This window comes from Rubrivirga litoralis (genome assembly GCF_031846415.1).
In the GTDB taxonomy this organism is placed as follows: Bacteria; Bacteroidota; Rhodothermia; order Rhodothermales; family Rubricoccaceae; genus Rubrivirga; species Rubrivirga litoralis.
The window spans coordinates 14,629-34,155 of sequence record NZ_JAVRHT010000007.1; the positions used below are offsets into that span (position 1 = coordinate 14,629).

Here is a 19,527-nt window from a genome sequence, read left to right on the forward strand (position 1 = left end):
CGGGGTGGACGACGTCGCAACAGCTCAGCGATCGGGTCCTACCGCTCGGCCGGCGCCCGCAGCACGCGGTCGGCCACGGCCGGGTCGCCGCTGTTGGGGGCGGGGCGGATCCCGAGCGCCTCGGCCAGCACGTCGTACACGTCGACGGCCGAGAACGGCGCCACCGTCACGCCGCGGGCGAAGCTCGGGCCGCGCGCGACGAACAGGGCGCCCATGTCGGCCAGCTCGTTGTCGTAGCCGTGGCCGCCGCCGGACGGGCGGTCCGGGTACCGCTCGACGTACTCCCGCGACGAAACCGTCCACCCCTCGTCGGGGACGATGACGACGGGCGGGATACGGCGGCTCGCGCGGTAACGGAACCGCTCCGGCGTCGCCTCGCGGCGGGTCGCGCGGACGTGGGGGACGGCGTCGATCCGGGCCACGAGCTCGTCCACGTCGACGCCGGCCGCGGGCCAGACGCCGGCGGTCTGGCCCCAGACGGCCTCCTCGACCTCGGTCTCCAGGTCCGCGACGTCGTCCAGGACCACGACGCGGTCGGGCGCCAGCGCCGTCATGCCGTGGTCGCTGACGATCACGAGGTCGGTCTGGTCGAGCGCGCCGCGCGCCTCCAGGCCGGCGACGAGGCGCGCGAGCGCGGCGTCGACCTCCTCGATGGCCGCCGCCGTCTCGGGCGCGTCCGGCCCGAAGCGGTGGCCCGCCGTGTCGACGCCCTCGAAGTAGAGTGTCACAAAGCGGTCGCGGCGCGGAGCGGGGCGGCCCGTCCACACGAGCGCCGAGTCCACGCGCGCCGCGTACGGCAGGTCGCCGTCGTAGACCAGCCAGTCGCTCGGGCGGACGCCCCCGATCGCGGCCTCCGACCCGGGCCAGAACACGGTCCCGGCGCGCACGCCCTGGCGCTCGGCCGTCACCCAGATGGGTTCGCCGCCCCACCACCGGACGTCGGCGATGGCCGCCCGGTCCGAGAGCGAGAACCGCCCCGCCCCGCCCGCCGAATCGGGCACGGCCGCGTCGTGCATCGTGTTGTTCACGATCCCGTGGTCCTCGGGGTGCAGGCCCGTCACGAGCGAGTAGTGGTTGGGGAACGTCTTCGAGGGGTAGACCGGGACGAGGCGCTCGGCGCGGACGCCCTCGGCTACCAACCGCCGGAGCGTGGGCGCGGCGACGTCGCCGCGGTCGAGGTAGTCCCAGCGGAACCCGTCGATGGAGACGAGCACGAGGGCGTGCTCGGCGGACGGAACGGCTTCCACCCCGCCCCGCTCGGGCGGGGCGGCGTCGGGGGCGGGGCGGGTCGGCGCGCACGCGGCGAGGGCGGCGGCGAGGAGGACGGCGAACCCAAGTCGGGTCGGTAAGGCCGGGGCGGGGTGGCGCATGGGGAGCGGGAAGGGCGGGCGGGGCAGGAAGGGCAAAAATATGCGGACGCCCGCGCAGGACGCGGCGGGGCGCATCCTTCGCATTAAGCGAGTGTGTCTGCATCGGGGTTTTACCCAACTCCACGGACCCCGCTCCTAGCTTCGCGGCGGCCTCCTCACCCACCTCCTTCCATGCGCAACCTGCTACTCGCTCTCCTCGTGCTGGCCCCGGCCGCCGCGATGGCCCAGGGCACCACGACGTCGACCCTGACGGGCACCGTCACCGACGTCGCTGGCGTCCCGATCCCAGGCGCCAACGTCGTCGCCGTCCACGAGCCCTCGGGCACCCCGTACGGCGCGGCGACGCAGGCCGACGGCCGGTACAGCATCCGCGGCCTCCGCGTCGGCGGGCCGTACACGGTCACGGCCCGGTTCGTCGGCTACGGGGCGACCTCGGTCACGGGCCTCCAGCTCACGCTGGGCCAGACTGAGACGGTCGACTTCGAGCTCGCCGAGGACACGGCCCAGTTGGGGGAGGTCTCGGTCATCGCCATCGACGACCCGATTCTCAGCGGGAGCCGGACCGGCGCCCGGACGACGGTCGACGAGGAGCAGATCGAACGGCTCCCGACCATCAACCGCTCGCTCGCCGACTTTGCCCGCCTCACGCCGCAGGCGGCGACGGGCACCGACGACCAGGTCTCGGTGGCGGGGCGGAACAACCGTTACAACAACATCCAGGTCGACGGGGCCACGCTGAACGACGTGTTCGGGCTCTCGGGCACAGGCGCCCCGGGCGGTCAGGCCAACGCGCAGCCGATCTCGCTCGACGCTGTCGAGACGTTCAACGTTGACATCGCGCCGTTCGACGTCCGGTACAACGGGTTCACGGGCGCCCAGATCAACGCGGTCACGAAGAGCGGGACGAACAACTTCTCCGGTTCGGTCCGCTACCTCGGCCGCAACGAGGCGCTCGTCGGCAGCCTTCCGAGCACCGACGCCATCGGGGAGACCGACGAGTTCGGCGACTTCAGCAACCAGTTCTTCGTCGGGACGCTCGGCGGCCCGATCATCCAGGACAAGCTGTTCTTCTTCGCCAACGCCGAGGTCCAGACGATCACGACCCCGCTCGATGCAGGCGTCCTCGGGTCGTCCTCGTCGAACATCTTCCCGATCGCGGCCGACTCGCTCCAGCGGATCATCGACATCGCCCAGAACCAGTACGGCTACGACCCGGGCACCTTCGACGCCTTCTCGGCCGACACCGACAACCTCAAGCTGCTCGGCAAGCTCGACTGGAACGTGAGCGACGCCAACCGGGCCAGCTTCCGCGTCAACTACGTCGACGCGACCGACGAGGCCGGCGTCGGCCGGGGCCGGCGGAGCTTCGACCTCTCGAACCGCCAGTACAACTTCGCCTCGAAGACGCTCTCCAGCGTCGCCGAGCTCCGCTCGAACTTCGGGGCCGACGCGTACAACGAGGCCCGCCTCGTCTACACCCGCATCCGCGACAGCCGCGACGTCCAGTCCAACCCGTTCCCCCAGGTCGAGATCGACGTGACGTCGCCGTCGGGCGACCCGGACCAGCCCGACCGCGGGACCGTCAACCTCGGGATCGACCGTTTTAGTCAGGCCAACGCGCTCGACCAGGACATCCTGGAGTTCACCGACAACCTCACGCTTACGCGCGGCGCCCACACGGTCACGCTGGGGACGAGCAACCAGTACTACCGCTTCTCGAACCTGTTTATTCAGGATTACTACGGGGCGTACGAGTTCGACTCGATCAACGACTTCGCCGCGGGCGACCCGGCCCGGTTCAACCTCAGCTACTCGCTCCTCGACGACGAGCAGCCGCGGGCCGCGTTCTCGGCGCTCCAGTTCGGGCTCTACGCCCAGGACGAGTACCAGGTCTCGCCGACGCTCGCGCTCACAGGCGGGCTCCGCGTCGATCTCCCTGTCTTCCTCGACACGCCGCTCGACAACCCCGCCTCGGTCGACGCCTTTGGGCTGAGCACGACGGACGTCCCGAACGGGCAGGTCCTGTTCTCGCCGCGCGTCGGGTTCAACTACGCCGTCGACGAGACGCGGTCGACGCAAGTCCGCGGCGGGACCGGCATCTTCTCCGGCCGCGCGCCCTTCGTGTGGGTCTCGAACGTCTACTCGAACACGGGCGTCGACTTTGCGCGCGTCGACACCCGGGACGCCGGCTTTTTCGTGCCCTCGGCGGACCCCTCGGCGCAGCAGGGCGCGGCGCAGAACCTGCCGATTGGCGACACGTCGGAGATCAACCTGCTCGCCGACGGCTTCAAGTTCCCCCAGGTGTGGCGCTCGAACCTCGCGTTCGACCAGCGGCTCCCAGGCGATGTGGTCGCGACGCTCGAAGGGCTCTACACCAAGAACATCAACGATGTCGCGTTCAGGAACCTCAACCTGGAACAGACGGGGACGGCTTTCGACGGCCGCCCGGTCTTCGGCACCGCTGAGTTCGACGGCTTCACGCCTGGCCGCCCCATCCGCGGCCGGACAAGCCTCGTGGACGATCGGTTCACGAACGCGATCCTGCTCGAAAACACGTCGGAGGGGTACGAGTACTTCCTCACGGCCGCGCTGCGGAAGCGGTCTGAAGGCCTCGACGCCGGCCTCTCGTACACCTACGGCCGCGCGACGAACGTGAACAACGGGTCGTCCAGCCGGGCGATCTCGAACTTCCAGTACAACGAGAGCTTCAACCCGAACGCCCAGGAGGTTGGGACGGCGGACTTCGAGGTCCGCCACCGCGTGCTCGGCAACCTCGCCTACCGGGCGGCCTACGCCGACCGCTTCGCGACGACGATCGGGCTCGTCTACGACGGGCGCTCGGGCGAGCCGTTCTCGTGGATCTACGACGGGAACGCGAACGCCGACACCCGCGACGACAACGACCTCGCCTACATCCCGGCGTCGCCGAGCGACATCGTCCTGGTGACGAATAACTACGATGCCTTGGACGCGTTTATCGAAGGCGAGCCGTCGCTGGCCGACAACCGCGGGACGGTGGCCGAGCGGAACTCGGCGCGCTCCTCGTGGCGGAACATCCTCGACCTCCAGCTCACGCAGGAGATCGAGACCGTGCGTGGCCAGAAGGTGGAGTTGACGGCCAACCTGCTCAACGTGCTCAACCTGTTCAACAGCGAGTGGGGTCACGTGCTGTTCCCGGCGTTCAACAACTACCGATTCCTCGACTTCTTCGGCTACGTCGACCAAGACGACATCGGGACGGAGGTGAACGGCGTGACGATTACAGAAGCCGATCTGGGCAAGCCGGTCGTCGCGTTCAACGAGCTCGAAGATGAGAACGCGGACGGCGAGATCGACCGGGACGACCTGTTCTCGCGGTCGAACATCGCGAGCCGCTGGCAGCTCCAGCTCGGCGTCCGGTACACGTTCTAGACCGCCCCGCCCGAGGCGTACGCCTCGGCAGGTAGGACCGGCGCGGCCCCGTCAGCACGTCTGGCGGGGCCGCGCTACGTCCGGGCGGGGCGGTCAGGCTTGGGCGACCGCCGGTCGCCCCTACGGCGGCAGAGCGGGGCGGCGTGCCCGGCGCGGGGCGGGGCGAAACGACAGGCGCCCCCGCCCCGCCCGCGGCGCGGTGGGCGGTCTGCGAACGGCAGCGGGGCGGGGTGGGCGCACGCCCTTCCCCCACCCCGCCCCCTTTCCCTGGGCGGGGCGGCTAGTACCCGACCGCCGCGTCCTGACCGCGCGGGTCCGCCCCGCCCGTGTAGACGCGGCCGGCGCGGGCGGCGCGGATCGTGTCCAGGCCCGACGGGTCGACCGTCTCGTCGGCCCCGCCGTAGCGGACGCGGATGGCGTCGACGCGGCCCCAGTAGCCGTCCGACTCGTCGACGGCCCAGCCGCGCTGGCGGAGCCCGACGACCACGTCGGCGGCCAGCGCCGCGCGCTCGGCCGAGAGCACGTCCGGGAGCCACTGGTGGTGGACGCGCGGGGCGGCGACGGCCTCCTGCACGTCCATCCCGTGGTCGACCACGTTGAGGACCGTCTCGAAGACGGCCGTGATGATGCGCGGCCCGCCCGGGCTCCCGACGACGAGCATCAGCCGGCCTTCGGGGTCCTCGACGATCGTCGGCGTCATGGACGAGAGCATCCGCTTGCCCGGCCCGACCGCGTTGGCCTCGCCCTGCACGAGCCCGAACATGTTGGGCACGCCCGGCGCCGACGTAAAGTCGTCCATCTCGTTGTTGAGGAAGAACCCCGCCCCGCCCACGACCTCGCGCGAGCCGTAGGCCCCGTTGAGCGTGGTCGTGGTCGAGACCGCGAGGCCGTCGTCGTCGACGACCGAGTAGTGCGTGGTCTCGGCGCTCTCGTAGGCCCGCGGGTCGCCGGCGCCGAGCGCGCGGCTCGTGTCGGCCCGGTGCGGGTTGAAGCTGGCCATCCGCCGCCGCGTGTACGCCGGGTCGATAAGGGCGCCGGTCGGGACCGCCGAAAAGTCGGGGTCGCCGAGGTGCTCGGCGCGGTCAGCGAACGCCCGCCGCATGGCCTCGCCCAGCAGGTGGACGTACGCCGACGAGTTGAACCCCATGCCAGCGAGGTCGAACGGCTCGACGGCGTCGAGCATCTGGATCAGCGCCACCCCGCCCGACGACGGCGGCGGCATGGAGAGCACGCGGTGGCCGCGGTAGTGGCCCACGAGCGGGGCGCGCTCGACGGGCCGGTACGCCTCCAGGTCAGCGTGCGTGATGAGCCCACCGCCCCGCTCCTGCTCGGCCACGAGGAGGTCGGCCGTGCGGCCGCGGTAGAACCCGTCGCGCCCCCCGTCGCGGACGCGTTCCAAGACGGCCGCGAGGTCGGGCTGGCGGAACGTGTCGCCCTCGGCGAAGCCGCCCTCGCGCACGAAGTAGCGGGCGGCGCCGGTCGACGAGAACGACCGCGCGTAGCTGTCGAACCGCTCGGCCTGCGCCCGCGAGAGCGCGTACCCGTCGCGGGCGAGGCCGATGGCCGGGGCGAGGACGTCGGCGAGCGGCAGCCGCCCGTAGCGCTCGTGCGCGTAGAGGAGCCCGGCGACGGCGCCCGGCACGCCCGACGCGAGCGCCCCGCGCCGGCTGAGGTCGGGCCGGATGGCCCCGGTCGAGTCGTCGATGAACAGGTCGCGCGTGGCGGCGGCCGGCGCCGTCTCGCGGTAGTCGACCGCCGTGGCGGTCCCGTCGGGGAACCGGACCACCATGAACCCGCCGCCGCCGACGTTTCCGGCGATGGGGAACGTGACGGCGAGCGCGAAACCCGTCGCCACGGCCGCGTCGACGGCGTTCCCGCCGGCCTGCATCACGTCGACGCCGGCCTGCGAGGCGTGGGCCTCGGCCGAGACGACCATCCCCCGCTCGGCCCGCACGGGCGCGGGCGCCGGCGACCGCTGCGCGCGGCACGACGTCCCCCAGACGAGGGCGAGGACCAACAGGGCGAGGGCGGGGCGGTGCATGGCGGACCTGAAGGGCGGACCCAAAGGGCAGGGTGGCGGCCGACGAACCTACGCCCGCCCCGCCCCCAGCCGGCGTCCGCCCCGCCCCCGTCTTCTTCCCACCCCGCCCGCACACTTCGGGCGGGGCGGGCGCGAGGGCGGGGTGGATGCAGAGGCGAGGGCGGGGCGCGTGCCAAGGCGAGGGCGGGGCGGTGTGGGCGGGGCGGCCTACCCCTCGGACCCGTCGGCGCGCTCCGGGCCGGCCGTGTGCTCGACGAGGTCGAGGACGCGCGCCAGCTTGTCGGCCCACGACGTCGGCTCGGCGTAGGCGTGGGGCTCGACGGGCGCGACCGCGAGCTCCCAGTCGCGCTTGCCCAGCTCGATGAGCCGCTGGCTCAGGCGGAAGATGTCCTGCGGCTGCACGTTGTCGTCGACCAGCCCGTGCGTCATCAGGAGCGGGTCGTCGAGCCCGTCCGCGAACTCGATGGGCGACGACCGGCGGTAGGCGTCGGGGTCCTGAAGCGGCGTGTTGAGGATGTTCCGCGTGTACGTGTCGTTGTAGTGCGCCCAGTCGGTCACGCTGCGGAGCGCCGCCCCGCCCGCGAAGTGGTCGGGCTCGGTGAAGAGCGCCATGAGCGTGAGGAAGCCGCCGTACGAGCCGCCGTAGATCGTCACGCGCTCCGGGTCGATGCCGAACTCGCGGCCCAGGTAGTCGCTCGCGTCGACGTAGTCCTGGAGGTCGCGGCCGCCCATGTGGCGGTAGACGGCCGTCCGCCAGTCGCGGCCGTAGCCAGCCGAGGCGCGGTAGTCCAGGTCGAGGACGACGTAGCCCAGGTCCGCGAGCAGGTTGTGGAACTGGTACTCGCGGGCGTAGCTGCTCCACCAGCGGTGGGCGTTCTGGAGGTAGCCCGCACCGTGGACGAAGAGGACGGCCCCGCCGTTGGGCGTCACGCCCTCGCGCGGACGGTAGATCCGGGCCGGGACGAGCGCGCCGTCCGACGCCGGGACCTCGACGATCTCGGCGTCGCGCCACGGGTAGGCCCGCCACGCGGCCGTTGTGCTCTCGGTCACGCGCTCGGGCTCAGCGCCCGGCGCCGCGTCTTGCAGGTAGACCTCGGGCGGGGCGGCGGCCTGCGAGTAGAGGAGCGCCAGGCGGTTGCCAGACGGCGCGAGCGCGAAGTCCCACCGGCCCACGCCGTCCGTCAGCCGCTCGCGCTGGGCGAAGCCGTCGCGGCCCGCCGGCATCCGGTAGACGTGGCGCTGGCCGAGGTCGCCCTCGGACGACTGGAAAAACCACGTCTGCCCGTCGCGCGAGAGCGTCGGGCTCTCGACCTCGAACGCGCCCTCGGTGAGCGCGTCGACGGCGCCCGTCACCGGGTCGACGGCGTAGAGGTGGCTCCACCCGGTCCGCTCGCTCTGGAACCAGAACCGGCGGCCGTCGGCCGTCCAGCCGACCGCGCTCGGGCCGCCGCCCCAGTTGATGCCCGGGCCGGCGATCCATGCCTCGTCGCGCTGGCGGTCGAGGCTCGTCAGCGCGCCCGTCTCGGCGTTTAGCCGGGCGATCCAGCGGTCCTTGTTGTCGACCGTCCGCACGTCGACGATCGCGGTGCGCCCGTCGGGGCTCCAGTACGGCCCCCAGGGGACGAGCCCGCGCGACGAGTCGGCCGTCTCGCCGCGCTCGCGGGCGTAGTCGGCCGCGTCGTAGGCGCCCGGCAGCGTGGCGAGGTCGATCTGGTAGGTCGTGTCGCGGTCCGTGTCCTGCACGAAGAGCGCCACCCCGCCCCGCACCGCGCCGACCTTGGGCCGCGCCTTGATCTCGGCGGCCACGCCCGTCTCGGTCACGTAGTCGACCATGAGCGTGGGGTCGGGCCGGTCCTTCGACGCGAGCGTGTAGGTCACGAACCGGCCGGTCGGGTCGAGGGCGAGGGTCCAGAGCGCCCGGTCGCCGGTGTAGATCGGCGTCGGGAGCCCGAGCGCCTCCCGGTCGCGCTCGCCCTCGGCCTCGCCGAGCGAGTCGAGCCGGACGCGCTCGCGGATCACGTCGAACAGCCGCCGCTGCTGGTCGCGGAGGTACGCCGCCTGCTCCGACGATTCGGGCTCCGGCGTCTCCCTGCCCTCCCGGACATCGGCCACCTGGCGGACCGCCCCGCCCTCGGCGATCCGGTACAGGTCGTCGCCCTGGCGGTAGACGACGCTGCCGTCGGCGAGGAAGGCCGGGCTCGACTCACGGGCCGTTGTCTGCGTGAGGCGTTCGAGGCGGTCGTCGTCGAGGTGGTAGACGAACAGGTCGCCGCCCCGCTCGAACACGTGCCGGCGGCGGTCGGCGGAGTAGGCGCCGGCCTCGGCGTGCCACCCGTCGAAGCGGGGCGGGAGCGCGCGCCGCTCGGCGGCCGGGACGCGCTCGGGCACACCGCCGGCGGCCGGGACGCGGAAGAGCGAGTCGGCGGGCATCTCGCCGCGCGGGTTCCACTCGAAGTAGGCGTAGTCGCCGGCGTCCGTCCAGAACGGGGCGCTGGGCCACGCGCCGATCCACGTCTCGGGCCGCTGCGTGATCTGCTCGACGGTCAGCGTCGGCACCTGGGCCGACGCGGCCGGCGCCAGCCAGAGCGCCACGAGCCCGATGACCGTCAGCGGGGCGAGGGCGGGGCGAAGCCGGGAGGTCGACGCGGTCAGCAATCGGGACATAAGCACGGGGCGCGAGGGCGGGGTGGCGCCGAAGATACCGGGCAGCGGGCAGCGGGCAGCGGGCAGCGGGCAGCGGGCAGCGGGCAGCGGGCAGCGGGCAGCGGGCAGCGGGCAGAAGATGCCCCGCCCGCGCTCTGGGCGAGGCCGTAGAGACCCCGTGCGCGGCATCCGCACCAGAGCACGACGCGACCGGCCCTCTCAGGTCCACGGGCGGGGCGGCGCCTTCCTAGAACCGCCCCGCCCGCGTCGTCCGCCATCCCTATCCCCTCTTGGCTGCGCCGACGCTGCGCGGTGGCCAGGAGGGGGACTGCCGCTGCCTCCGGTTAACGGCGGTCTCGCCTCCGACCACCCCGCCCTCGCCAACCGCCCGAGCGGGGCGGAGCGGAACAAAACCGGCGCCACCCCGCCCCACTTTCCACTTTCCTACACTCCCACCGTCACGCTCACGCTGAGGTGGTCGAAGCGGAAGGAGCCGTCGAGCTCGACCGCCCCGCCCAGCGCTGTGATCGTGCCGTCCGAGAACGGGGTGAGCGCGAGGCCCGCCCGGACCTCCGGCCCGACGACCACTCCGCCCACCGCGAACCGCGCGCCGACCGAGGCGCCCAGCGCGAGGTGGCCGTCGCGGACGTCGCCGAGGTAGCGCGTGAGGCCGCCGCCGCCGCCGACGAGCGCGCGGACCTCAGGCCCGACGCCGACCAGGAGCCTCCCCCCCTGGAACGGCTGGCGGAGCGTGAGCTCGGCGCTGGCGAGGAGGAACTGGAGGTCGAGCCCGCGCTGGTTGAAGAGCGAGGCGCCGTCGAACACGTCGCTCGCCGAGAGGTAGCCGACGCCGAACCGCCCGCCCAGCGAGGGGCCGCGCACCTCGACGCGCGCGCGGGCGTCGACGCCGACCGAGGTCGGGAACGAGACCTCGCCCAGCGGGAGCGCCACCCCGCCCGCCCGGACGACGCCGCGCGTGCCCAGCGCCGTCACGCTCGGGCCGACCGAGACGTCGGCGCCGACGGCAATCTGCGCCCGGGGCGGGGCGGCCAGCGCGAGGGCCAGGAGCGCCGCCCCGCCCCACGCGGCGCGGCGGGCGGGGCGGCGGCTCATGCGGCGCCCGGCCCGTGGTCCGGGAGCACGCGGCCCGCGTGCGGGCGCACGTCGGGGCCGATGTTCAGGCGGTCGGGGACGTCGTCCCGCTGGGGGTTCGGGTTCAGGAGCGGTCCCGTGATCGGCGTTTCGAGCGCGGTCACGAACGGGGCGATCGTCGAGAACAGGAAGTCCTGCTGGAACTCGTAGAAGTCGGCGTCGAACCCGGCCGCCTCGCCCTCGTGGCCCTCGACGTCGAGGTAGAACGACCGCGGCCAGCCGGGGAACCGGGCCTGCGCGTCGCGGACGAGGTCGAACACGCCGACGGCCGCCTCCTCGAACGTCTCGGCGGCGCCGACCACGTAGTACACGGCGACCGTGTTGTCGAACCCCATGTGGACGCCGGGGTCGTCGGGCTTGGCGTAGGGCGGGACAAACGGATCGGCCATGACTCTCGGGGGCGGGCGGGGCGGAAAACCTACCCCCGCCCCGCCCCACTGACCATCCCGGGCGGTTCACGCTTCGGGGCCGGAGCGAGCCGACCGCCCCGCCGCGCGTGGCACCCAGGGCGGGGCGGGGCGTACAGGCTCTCGTCCCCAAACCGTACTGACCGTGCCCGCTCTGCCGCCCCGCCCCCCCGCCCTGGCTCTGCCGATCCGGACCGCGCTCGCGGCGCTCCTGCTGGCGTGCGCGCCCCTCGCGGGGTGCGGCGCGGACGACGCCGAGCCGCTCGACCGGGCCGCACTGCGGGCCGAGTGGGGGCAGTGGGAGGCCTCGCGCGACTCCCTGTTCCGCTCCGCCGGCTCGCCGCTTCTGCCGGCCGACCGGGCGGCGTTCGACGGGCTCCCCTACTTCGCCTACGACTCGACGCTCGCCGTCCCGGCCGCGCTCGTGCCCACGCTGTCCCAGGACACGGTCCGGTTCCCGACCACGTCGGGCGAGCTCCGCCCGATGATCACGGCCGGCCACCTCGTGTTCACGGCCGGCGGCGTGCAGCGGCGGCTGGAGGCGTTCCAGACGCTCGACGGCGGGCCGCGTCGCCTGTTCGTCCCCTTCCGCGACGCGACGAGCGGGCGCGAGACGTACGGCGGCGGCCGGTACCTCGACGTCGACCTGGAGCCCTCGGGGCGCTACGCGCTCGACCTCAACCGGGCGTACCACCCGTACTGCGTCTACGACCCGTCGTTCTCGTGCCCGCTCCCGCCGGCCGAGAACCGGCTCGAACTCCCGGTCACGGCCGGCGAGCGCCTGCCGACCGCGCCCTAGCCCCGCCTCCGCGCGGCCGCCGCCGCCCCGCCCAGACACGCGGCCGCCCCGCCCAATCTGTCGGGCGGGGCGGCCGTCGAGCACCTGCCCGGGGGGACGAAGGCGGCGCTCGGTGCGCGGGCGGGGTGGCTAGTCGCTGCCGCCGCGCCGGCTCCGGCGGCGGTCGGACGACTCGTCCTTTTTCGAGTCCTTGTCGTCGTCGGCGCGGCGGTCGCGGTCGGCGCGGCGTGGGACCGAGCGGCGGTCGCCACGGCGGGCGCGGTCGGTGCGGTCTCGGTCCGCGCGCTCGCGGTCGGTCCGCTCACGGCTGGAGCGGTCGCGGTCGGCCTGTTCGCGGCGGCGCTCGCGCTCCTGCTCGGCCCGGCGCTCCTGGACGCGGCGGCGCTCCTGCTCGGCGCGCTCGCGGCGGTCGTTGCGGCGGGCCTCCTCGCGCTGCGCCTCGCGGCGGCGCGTCTCGCGGGCGTCCTCGCGCCGGTCGCGGCGGTCCTCGGCGGCGCGGCGGGGCGCCCGCCGGGTGCCGTCGCGGCGCGTGTCGACCCAGCCACGGCGCTCGTCATAGCGGCGGTAGCGGTAATACTCGCGGTAGCGCTCGGCGCCGTAGCGGTTGTAGTAAGCGTAGGGCTCGCGGTAGCGGCGGTCGAGGACGCGCTCGATGTCGCGGTCCGCGTAGGCCCAGAACCGCTCGGCCCGGCCCGGCCGGCGCGGGAACGGGTAGACGCGGGCGTGGTCGCGCGCCCGCGTCTGGTCGAGGAGTTGGTACGTCCGGTACTCGAGAATCTCGCGGACCGCCCGCTCCTCGCGGTTCGAGATCCGGAGGTAGCGGTCGAGGGCGTCGGCGTAGTCGCGGACGTCGCGCTGGACGGCGCGGTAGTAGCCCGAGTCGTGGTCGTAGCGGTCGCTGTAGCGGTCGGTCTCGTAGTAGCCGCCGTCGTGCCGGTCGCCGTAGGGGATGCCAAAGGCGCCGAGCCCGGCGCACCCGCTGAGGGCGAAGAGTCCGGCGAGGGCGAGCAGGAAGGTCGTGCGGGTCATGGCTGGTGGGGGGCAAGGGGACGAGGCGCCGCCGAGGGCCGCGCCGGACCTTGAGCCGCGCCGCCAGCGCCCAGGGTCACACCCGAGCGTGCAAGGCCCATTCCACCCCGCCCCGCCCGTAGCAGACGCGCCCAGCGGGCGGGGCGGCCCTTCAATCCGTCTACTTCGGTGGACACCGCCCCGCCCCGCGGGCCGTCGCGGGCGGGCCGTCGCGGGCGGGGCGGCCGAGCGGGGCGGGGCGTTACCGGCTTGGGAGCGTGGTCTCGGCCACGATCGCGCGGACCCACGTGGCGAGCCGGTCGCGGACCTGCCGCCCCACCTCCAGCACCTCCTCGTGGTTGAGCGGGGCGTCCTGGAGACCGGCCGCGGGGTTCGTGATCGTCGAGATGCCGAGCACCGGGAGCCCGAGGGCCGCCGCCTGGACCGCCTCCGGCACCGTGCTCATGCCGACGGCGTCGGCGCCGGCGCCGGCGTAGAAGCGGATCTCGGCGGGCGTCTCGTACGATGGGCCGGAGACCCACACGTAGACGCCCTCCCGGAATGCGACCCGCTCGCGGAGCGCCAGCGCGCGCGCCTGCTCGCGCCACGCCTCGCTGTACGGGTCCGACAGGTCCGGGAACCGCGTCTCGCCGCGCGCCACGGCCCCGCCGAGCGGGCTGGCAAAGGCCAGGTTGAGGTGGTCCGAGATGAGCATGAGCGTGCCCGGCCCGAACGCCGGGTTGATCCCGCCGGCCGCGTTCGTGAGCAGCAGGCCGCCCGCGCCGAGCGCGTGCGCCAGGCGGACCGGGAAGCCCAGGTCGCGCGGGGCGTGCCCCTCGTACAGGTGCACGCGGCCCTGCACCACGAGAACGGGCCGCCCCGCCAGGTGCCCCAGCACGAGTTGCCCAGCGTGGCCCTCGACCGTCGACTGCGGGTAGTGCGGGACGTCGGCCGTCGAGATCACGACGGCGTCCTCGACCTCGTCGGCGAGCGCGCCCAGGCCGGAGCCGAGGACGAGCACGATGTCGGGCCGGAGGTCCGTGCGGGCGCGGATGGCGGCGACGGCCTCGTCGACCTGCTGGGCGTCGAGGTCGGGGTCGAAGGGCGGGGCGGCGGTCGGGGCGATCATGGGCGGGGAGTCGGGGAGTCGGGGAGTCGGGGAGTCGGGGAGTTGTCCACAGCGCCGCACCCGGCATGAACCGCCCCGCTCCCCCCTGACCCACTGATCGTACGGCCCCACTGACTCACCGATTCTACCGGACGCGGCGGGCGATCCAAACAGCCCACACGACGAACGCGGCGGCGGCGAGCTGGCGGAGGGGGACGAAGCGGAGGGCGACGGCCGGCGCGAACGCGCGAGGAGATTGGAGGGCGGAGGCGTAGAGGGCGAAACCGAGGGCGAGCACGAGGAGCCCGCCCACGAGCGCCGCCCACGCGGCGAGCGGCCGCCGCCCCGCCCACCGGGCGGCCAGGAGGAGCGCGGCGGCGGGACCCGCGGCCCACCCCGCGCTGCGGAGCACGGTCGGGAGCGTCGCGGCGACGGGGCCGGGGCGGAGCGCCTCGGCGGCGAAAGGGTACGCCACGCCGCACGCGAGGACGGCCGCCGCGACGGCGTACGCGGCCGCGACGAGCGGGGCGGTCCGGCCGGTCACGCCCCGCCCTCGGAGTCCGCCCCGGCCGAGCAGGCCTGGGGGGCGGGGCGGGGCGCTACTCCTCCCACGGCTCGTCGTCCTCGGCCTCGGCCACGCGGTCGACGGCCTCGCGGGCGGTGTCGAACCCGAACCCGCGGCGGACCAGGAAGTCCATCGTCTTCTTTTTCCGCTTGCGGAGGTCGTCCTCGGAGCGGAGGGCGCGCCACTTTTTCTCGGCCTGCCCGCAGGCCTCGGCGCCCAGGTCCTCGGCCTCGGTCAGCTCCTCCAGAGCCTCGTCGATCGTGCGGCGGTCGACGCCCTTTTTCTGGAGGTCCTGGCGGAGCCGGGCCGGGCCGTAGCCGCGGCCCTCGAACCGGCCGCGCACGAACGCCCGCGCGTAGGCCGCGTCATCGACTAAGCCGAGCCCTTCGAGGTGGGCGACCGTGTCCTCGACGGTCGTCTCGGCGAACCCCTTTTTGAGGAGCGACCGGCGGACCTCCTCGGATGTCCGCGCCCGGTTCGCCACACCGGCCAGCGCCGACGCCTTGGCCGCGAACGCCTCCTGGCGAACGAGGAGCGCCCGCTGCTCGTCGGCCGTGAGCCGGACGCCCTTGCGGAGCCCGGCCTCGATCACGAGGTCGACGGCGAGCCCGAACGCGAAGGCGTCGTCGATGAAGACGCTGGCCCGGTCGAGGTCCTTTTTCTGCTGGGCCACGCGCGTGACGGTCCCGTCCTTCAGGTCGAGGTCGGCGGGGTCAGGGCGCTCTTTCTGCTGGGTCGAGAAGGCCATGCCGAGGGTACCCGGGTCCACGCGTCCGGGTTCGGGCAGCGACGATGCGCCACCCCGCCCGCAACGCGCGCGGGCGGGGCGGGGCGGCATCGGGCGGCGTCGTCCAGAACCACCCCGCCCTCGTCGGACACGACGCGTCGTGTCCCTACGGGTGCCCGTCGTTGGGCGGGGTGACAAGGGGCGGGGCGGCGCCTTCTCCGACCGCCCCGCCCGCATCGTCCACCACCCCTATCCCCTCTTGGCTGCGCCGACGCTGCGCGGTGGCCAGGAGGGGGACTGCCGCCGCCTCCAGTTGACGGCGACCTCGCCCGTCACCGCCCCGCCCAGGTATAAACGGGCGGGGCGGAACAAATCCAGCGCCACCCCGCCCACTTTCCACTTTCCACTTTCCACTTTCCACTTTCCACTTTCCACTTTCCACTTTCCACTTTCCACTTTCCACTTTCCACTCACCACCTCGCCGTCAGGGTCACGAGCGGGAGGGCGGGGAGGCCGCGGGCGTCGGTCGCGAGCGGGAGCCCATCGGCCGCGACGGCGGGCGGGGCGGGGTCGGCGCCGACGGGGCGGGCCGTGACCTGGGCCAGCGCCGTCCACCGGAGGCCGAGGAGCGTGAGGCCGGCGCCCACCGCCGCGCTCGCGCGCACCTCGGCGCCCTCGCGCGTCCCGTCCGGCCGCACCAGGCCCGACTCCAGGTCGAGGCGGACGGCCGTCGTGAACGGGCCGGCGCGGCGCTCGGCGAGGAGGCCCAGCGTGAGCGGGCGCCCGTAGCGCGACGGCCGCCACGCCCCGCCCGTGGGCTCGCCGACCTCCGGCCGGACGTCGGCGCGGGCGAGCGCCCCGCTCAGGCCGAGCGTCCACGGGCCGCGGAGGTAGCGGGCGGCCAGCTCGACGCCCGCCGCGCGGCCGGCGTGCGGGGCGTACTGGCGGAGGAGCCCGTCGAGGTCCACGCCCGGGTCGGCGGCGGCCGGGGCCGTCGGCTCCAGGAGGCCCGACGAGCGCCGCGCGTAGAGGTCGGCGCTGAAGGCGAGGGCCGCCGACGGCGCCCACTCGGCCCCCACCCCGCCCTGCCACGCGACGGCGACCGGGGCGCGGGCGCCGGCCAGCACCCACCGCGAGGCGGCCAGGTCGTAGCGCCCGGCGCTGCCGCGGAGGCGGTGGACCGCCTGCGTCTGCCGGCTCACCCCGCCGCGCACCACGAGCCGGGCGTCCGGCGACCACCGCGCGAACAGGCGCGGGCTGAGCGACGCCTGGACGTCGGCGCCGTCGGCGACGAGCTCGGCGCGGAGGCCCGGCTGGAGCTGCCACGACGGCCACGGCCGCCACGTGTCGACGGCGTAGACGGCCACCTCAGTCGCCCGCTGCGCCGCCACGCCGCCCGCGTCGGCGCCGTCCACGCGGCGCGCGGCGACCTGGACGCCGCCCTCGACCTCGTGGCGGAGCGACCGGACGTGCTCGACGCCGACCGAGACGCCGACGTCGACGAGCGTCTGCTCCACGTCCTCCGCCCCGCCCGCCATGTCCCGTTCTTCGCGGGCGCCGTGGCCCGAGCGGTAGGCCGTCGCCGTGAGGTAGGTCCGTGACCCGTAGAGCGCGCGGTAGCGGGCCGAGAGCGTCGACGTGCGCCACCCGTACGCCATTCGGCCGAGGGCGGGGCGGTCGGGGCCGGGACGAACGGGGGCGGGGCGGTCGAGGGCGTCCAGGTCGACGGCCACGTCGTCGCGGCCGAGCGTGCCGGCGACGTCGACCCGCGCCTGCGCGCCCAGCCGCGCGCTCACCTTGACGGCCGCGTCGTCGAACGAGACGGTCGGCTCGGGGCCGCCCGGAGCGCGCCCGCCGGTCGGGTCGAGCACGAGAGCGCCGCCGTCCAGGCGCAGCCCGGGCTCCAGGAGCGCCCCCAGCGTCGAGCGCCGGAGCCCGACGTGGACGCCCACCGCCCCGCCCAGCGGCACGTCGGCGACGGCGCGCGCGGCGACGGCGCCCAGCCCGACCACGCGGGCCGTGTCGCCGTCCAGCGCGTCCGTCGTCTCGACGTCGAGGACGCCCGCGAGGCCGCCGCCGAGCGGGGCGGGCAGCGAGCCGCGGTGGAAGCGGACGCGCGCGAGGGCCTCGGGCTGGAACGCCGAGAACAGCCCGAAGGCGTGCCACGGCTCGTAGAGCGGGACGCCGTCGCGGACGTACCGCGTCCGCGACGGGTCCGCCCCGCGGACGACGAGGGCGCCCGACGCCCCGCCCGTGCGGCTCAGCCCGGGGAGCCACGAGAGCGTGGCCGAGAGGTCGCCCTCGCCGAGCGCGTAAGGGACGGCCGCCGCCTGGCGCGCGCCCAGGTCGGTCACGCCCGGCGCCGGCCCGGGCGCCTCCGGCCCGGCCACGACCGCCGCGTCCGGCGTCTCGACCGTCTCGGCCTGGAGCCGGAGCGTCGGCGGGAGGCGCGGGGAGGCGGGAAACACGTCGAGTTCGAGGCGGACGGCCTGGTACCCCACGTGCGACACGCGGACGGCGTAGGTCCCCGTCGGGAGGTCGGGCACGGCGAACGTGCCAGTCTCGCCGGCCACGCTGCCCAGGCCGAGGTCGACCAGCCACACGTGGGCGCCCCACAGCGGCGCGCCCGTCTCGGCGTCGACCACGCGGCCGTCGAGCGTGCCCGTGTACGCCTCGCGGCCGTCGCCCTCGCGCACGCCCAGCGGCTCGCGGATCAGGACGTACTGGCGGTGCCGGACCCGCTCGGCGCGGACGCCCGTGTCGCGGAGCAGGAGCCGGAGCGCGCGGTCGGGGTCGTCGCCTACGCGGTAGCGCCCGCTCACGCGGACCTCGCGGACGAGGCGGAGGGCGAACACGAGTTCGAGCCCCGTCGCCTCGGCCAGCTCGTAGAGCGCGTCCGCGAGCGGGGCGTCGGTCCAGGTCAGCTCCGCCCCGCCCGGCTCAGGCCACGCGGTGGGCGGGGCGGTTTGCGCTGCGCACACCCCGCCCCCGACCGCGAGCGCGGCCACGAGCGCGAGCACGCGGGCGGGGTGGTGCATGGGGGCGGCGGGGCCGGGCCAACGGCCGAGCCCCGCCCGTCCGCGCCCAACGTCCGGGGCCTACTCCGCCGCGATGTGGAAGCCGTCGCCCCGGGCCTCGACGTGCACGTCGGCGTCGACCGCCGCCCGGAGCGCCTGCGCCAGGTGGCCGACGGCGCCGCGGAGGTCGTCGCCGCTGAGCCCGCCGTTGACCGGCTCGGCCGCGAGCGCGGCGTCGATGGTCACGGGCACGCCGTGCCTCCACCCGATCTGCTCGGCCACGTGCCCGGCCGGCGAGTAGCGGACGCCCTCCCCGACCCACGCGAGCGCCGCGCCGAGGTCGGCCCGCTCGGGCGCCGAGGGCGCGTCGAGGGCGAGAACCTCGGCCCGCTCGCCCGGCGCCAGGCGCACGGCGGCCTCCGGCTTCGCGCGCGGCGCGAGCGCGACTGCCCCGCTCGCGAGCACGACCTCGGTGCGGACGTCCGTCGCGCGGACCGAGAACGTCGTGCCCAAGACCGTCACCTCGGCGTTCGGCGTCGTCACCTCGAACGGGTCCGACGCGTCGCGGACGACGCGGAACAGGGCCTGGCCGCCGAGGAGCCGCGCCGCGCGGGCGTCGTCCGCCCCGCCCTCGGGGACCATGATCCGGGCGCCGGGCGCCAACTCGACCGTCGAGCCGTCGGCGAACGCGAGCGTCTGCGCCTCCGACGCCGTGACGGTCTCCCAGCCGGCGTCGCGCAGGGCCACGCTCGTGAGGAGGGCGACGAAGGCGGCGACGGCCACGAGCGCCGCCGTCCGCCAGACCCACCGCCCCGCCCCGCCCCGGCGGTCGGGCGCCGGCGGCCGGTCGAGCGCGCGGGGCGGGGCGGCCGTGCGAGTCGGGCGGGGCGGGGCGGACGGCGGAGGAGCGGCGGGCGGGGCGGCGGCCTCGGCCCAGGCCCGCTCGAACGCGGCCCGGTCCGCCCGGATGCGGCGGACGGCGGCGGCGAGGCCGGGGTGCTCCGCGAGCGCGGCGTCGAGGTCGGCCCGCGAGGCGTCGAGGTGCGCGCGCTCGGCGTCGCTCAGGAGGTCGTCGTCGGCGAGCGCGTAGAGGACGAGGAGCGCGCGGTCGGGGAGGTCCCGCGACAGGTCGGCGCGGACCTCGGCACGCAGCGAGCGCCACCGCGCGAACGCCTCGGCGAGGGCGGGGCGGTCGGCGAGCGCGGCCGCGACGGCGGCCCGCTCCTCGGGCGGGAGCGAGTCGTAGAGGGCGAGGCGGTCGAGGGGCGTGGACATGGTC

General features: G+C 75.1%; 13 protein-coding genes. 2 read left to right on the forward strand and 11 right to left on the reverse strand.

Annotation, left to right across the window (positions count from 1 at the left end):
• Positions 1-38: 38 nt before the first annotated feature.
• Positions 39-1,370, reverse strand: a complete 1,332-nt coding sequence (locus RM540_RS04435) for an alkaline phosphatase family protein (RefSeq protein WP_311662327.1) — start codon at positions 1,368-1,370, stop codon at positions 39-41.
• A 171-nt stretch (positions 1,371-1,541) separates the two neighbouring features.
• Between RM540_RS04435 and RM540_RS04440 the strand changes: the two genes are divergently transcribed.
• Positions 1,542-4,781, forward strand: a complete 3,240-nt coding sequence (locus RM540_RS04440) for a TonB-dependent receptor (protein WP_311662328.1) — start codon at positions 1,542-1,544, stop codon at positions 4,779-4,781.
• Between the two features lie 280 nt (positions 4,782-5,061).
• On the opposite strand, the gene ggt is transcribed toward RM540_RS04440, so the two are convergent.
• The 4 genes from ggt to RM540_RS04460 all read right to left on the reverse strand — a co-directional run bounded on the left by ggt (position 5,062) and on the right by RM540_RS04460 (position 11,006).
• Positions 5,062-6,822: a gamma-glutamyltransferase gene (ggt, locus tag RM540_RS04445; RefSeq protein ID WP_311662329.1), complete on the reverse strand. Its 1,761-nt coding sequence runs from the start codon at positions 6,820-6,822 to the stop codon at positions 5,062-5,064.
• 207 nt (positions 6,823-7,029) lie between these two features.
• Positions 7,030-9,486 (reverse strand): prolyl oligopeptidase family serine peptidase, encoded by a 2,457-nt coding sequence (locus tag RM540_RS04450; protein WP_311662330.1) that lies wholly within the window; start codon positions 9,484-9,486, stop codon positions 7,030-7,032.
• Positions 9,487-9,909: 423 nt separating this feature from the next.
• Positions 9,910-10,578 (reverse strand): hypothetical protein, encoded by a 669-nt coding sequence (locus RM540_RS04455; protein ID WP_311662331.1) that lies wholly within the window; start codon positions 10,576-10,578, stop codon positions 9,910-9,912.
• Complete coding sequence (locus RM540_RS04460) at positions 10,575-11,006, reverse strand: hypothetical protein (protein WP_311662332.1); 432 nt, start codon at positions 11,004-11,006, stop codon at positions 10,575-10,577. The genes RM540_RS04455 and RM540_RS04460 overlap by 4 nt, the downstream gene beginning before the upstream one ends.
• A gap of 163 nt (positions 11,007-11,169) precedes the next feature.
• Here RM540_RS04460 and RM540_RS04465 point away from each other — a divergent pair, with 163 nt between their 5' ends.
• On the forward strand, positions 11,170-11,823 hold the full coding sequence (locus RM540_RS04465; protein ID WP_311662333.1) for a DUF1684 domain-containing protein: 654 nt from the start codon (positions 11,170-11,172) through the stop codon (positions 11,821-11,823).
• A 129-nt stretch (positions 11,824-11,952) separates the two neighbouring features.
• On the opposite strand, the gene RM540_RS04470 is transcribed toward RM540_RS04465, so the two are convergent.
• From RM540_RS04470 to RM540_RS04495, 6 genes are all read right to left on the reverse strand, one after another.
• A complete protein-coding gene (locus tag RM540_RS04470) occupies positions 11,953-12,852 on the reverse strand; it encodes a hypothetical protein (protein ID WP_311662334.1) in 900 nt (299 codons plus the stop codon).
• 241 nt (positions 12,853-13,093) lie between these two features.
• Entirely contained in the window at positions 13,094-13,960 is an 867-nt protein-coding gene (locus tag RM540_RS04475; protein ID WP_311662335.1) for a purine-nucleoside phosphorylase, read from the reverse strand.
• Between the two features lie 124 nt (positions 13,961-14,084).
• Entirely contained in the window at positions 14,085-14,483 is a 399-nt protein-coding gene (locus tag RM540_RS04480) for a hypothetical protein (protein WP_311662336.1), read from the reverse strand.
• A 55-nt stretch (positions 14,484-14,538) separates the two neighbouring features.
• Positions 14,539-15,252: a regulatory protein RecX gene (locus tag RM540_RS04485; protein WP_311662337.1), complete on the reverse strand. Its 714-nt coding sequence runs from the start codon at positions 15,250-15,252 to the stop codon at positions 14,539-14,541.
• A 449-nt stretch (positions 15,253-15,701) separates the two neighbouring features.
• On the reverse strand, positions 15,702-18,269 hold the full coding sequence (locus RM540_RS04490; RefSeq protein WP_311662339.1) for a TonB-dependent receptor: 2,568 nt from the start codon (positions 18,267-18,269) through the stop codon (positions 15,702-15,704).
• A 60-nt stretch (positions 18,270-18,329) separates the two neighbouring features.
• Positions 18,330-19,523 carry a FecR family protein gene (locus RM540_RS04495; protein WP_311662340.1) on the reverse strand — a complete coding sequence of 398 codons (1,194 nt, stop codon included), beginning with the start codon at positions 19,521-19,523 and terminating at the stop codon, positions 18,330-18,332.
• Positions 19,524-19,527 lie beyond the last annotated feature (4 nt).

Coding starts and splice junctions, on each gene's coding strand:
- RM540_RS04460 (WP_311662332.1), bottom strand. CDS start 11,006: ATGGCCGATCCGTTTGTCCCGCCCTACGCCAAGCCCGACGACCCCGGC.
- RM540_RS04470 (WP_311662334.1), bottom strand. CDS start 12,852: ATGACCCGCACGACCTTCCTGCTCGCCCTCGCCGGACTCTTCGCCCTC.
- ggt (WP_311662329.1), bottom strand. CDS start 6,822: ATGCACCGCCCCGCCCTCGCCCTGTTGGTCCTCGCCCTCGTCTGGGGG.
- RM540_RS04450 (WP_311662330.1), bottom strand. CDS start 9,486: ATGTCCCGATTGCTGACCGCGTCGACCTCCCGGCTTCGCCCCGCCCTC.
- RM540_RS04435 (WP_311662327.1), bottom strand. CDS start 1,370: ATGCGCCACCCCGCCCCGGCCTTACCGACCCGACTTGGGTTCGCCGTC.
- RM540_RS04440 (WP_311662328.1), top strand. CDS start 1,542: ATGCGCAACCTGCTACTCGCTCTCCTCGTGCTGGCCCCGGCCGCCGCG.
- RM540_RS04485 (WP_311662337.1), bottom strand. CDS start 15,252: ATGGCCTTCTCGACCCAGCAGAAAGAGCGCCCTGACCCCGCCGACCTC.
- RM540_RS04455 (WP_311662331.1), bottom strand. CDS start 10,578: ATGAGCCGCCGCCCCGCCCGCCGCGCCGCGTGGGGCGGGGCGGCGCTC.
- RM540_RS04475 (WP_311662335.1), bottom strand. CDS start 13,960: ATGATCGCCCCGACCGCCGCCCCGCCCTTCGACCCCGACCTCGACGCC.
- RM540_RS04495 (WP_311662340.1), bottom strand. CDS start 19,523: ATGTCCACGCCCCTCGACCGCCTCGCCCTCTACGACTCGCTCCCGCCC.
- RM540_RS04490 (WP_311662339.1), bottom strand. CDS start 18,269: ATGCACCACCCCGCCCGCGTGCTCGCGCTCGTGGCCGCGCTCGCGGTC.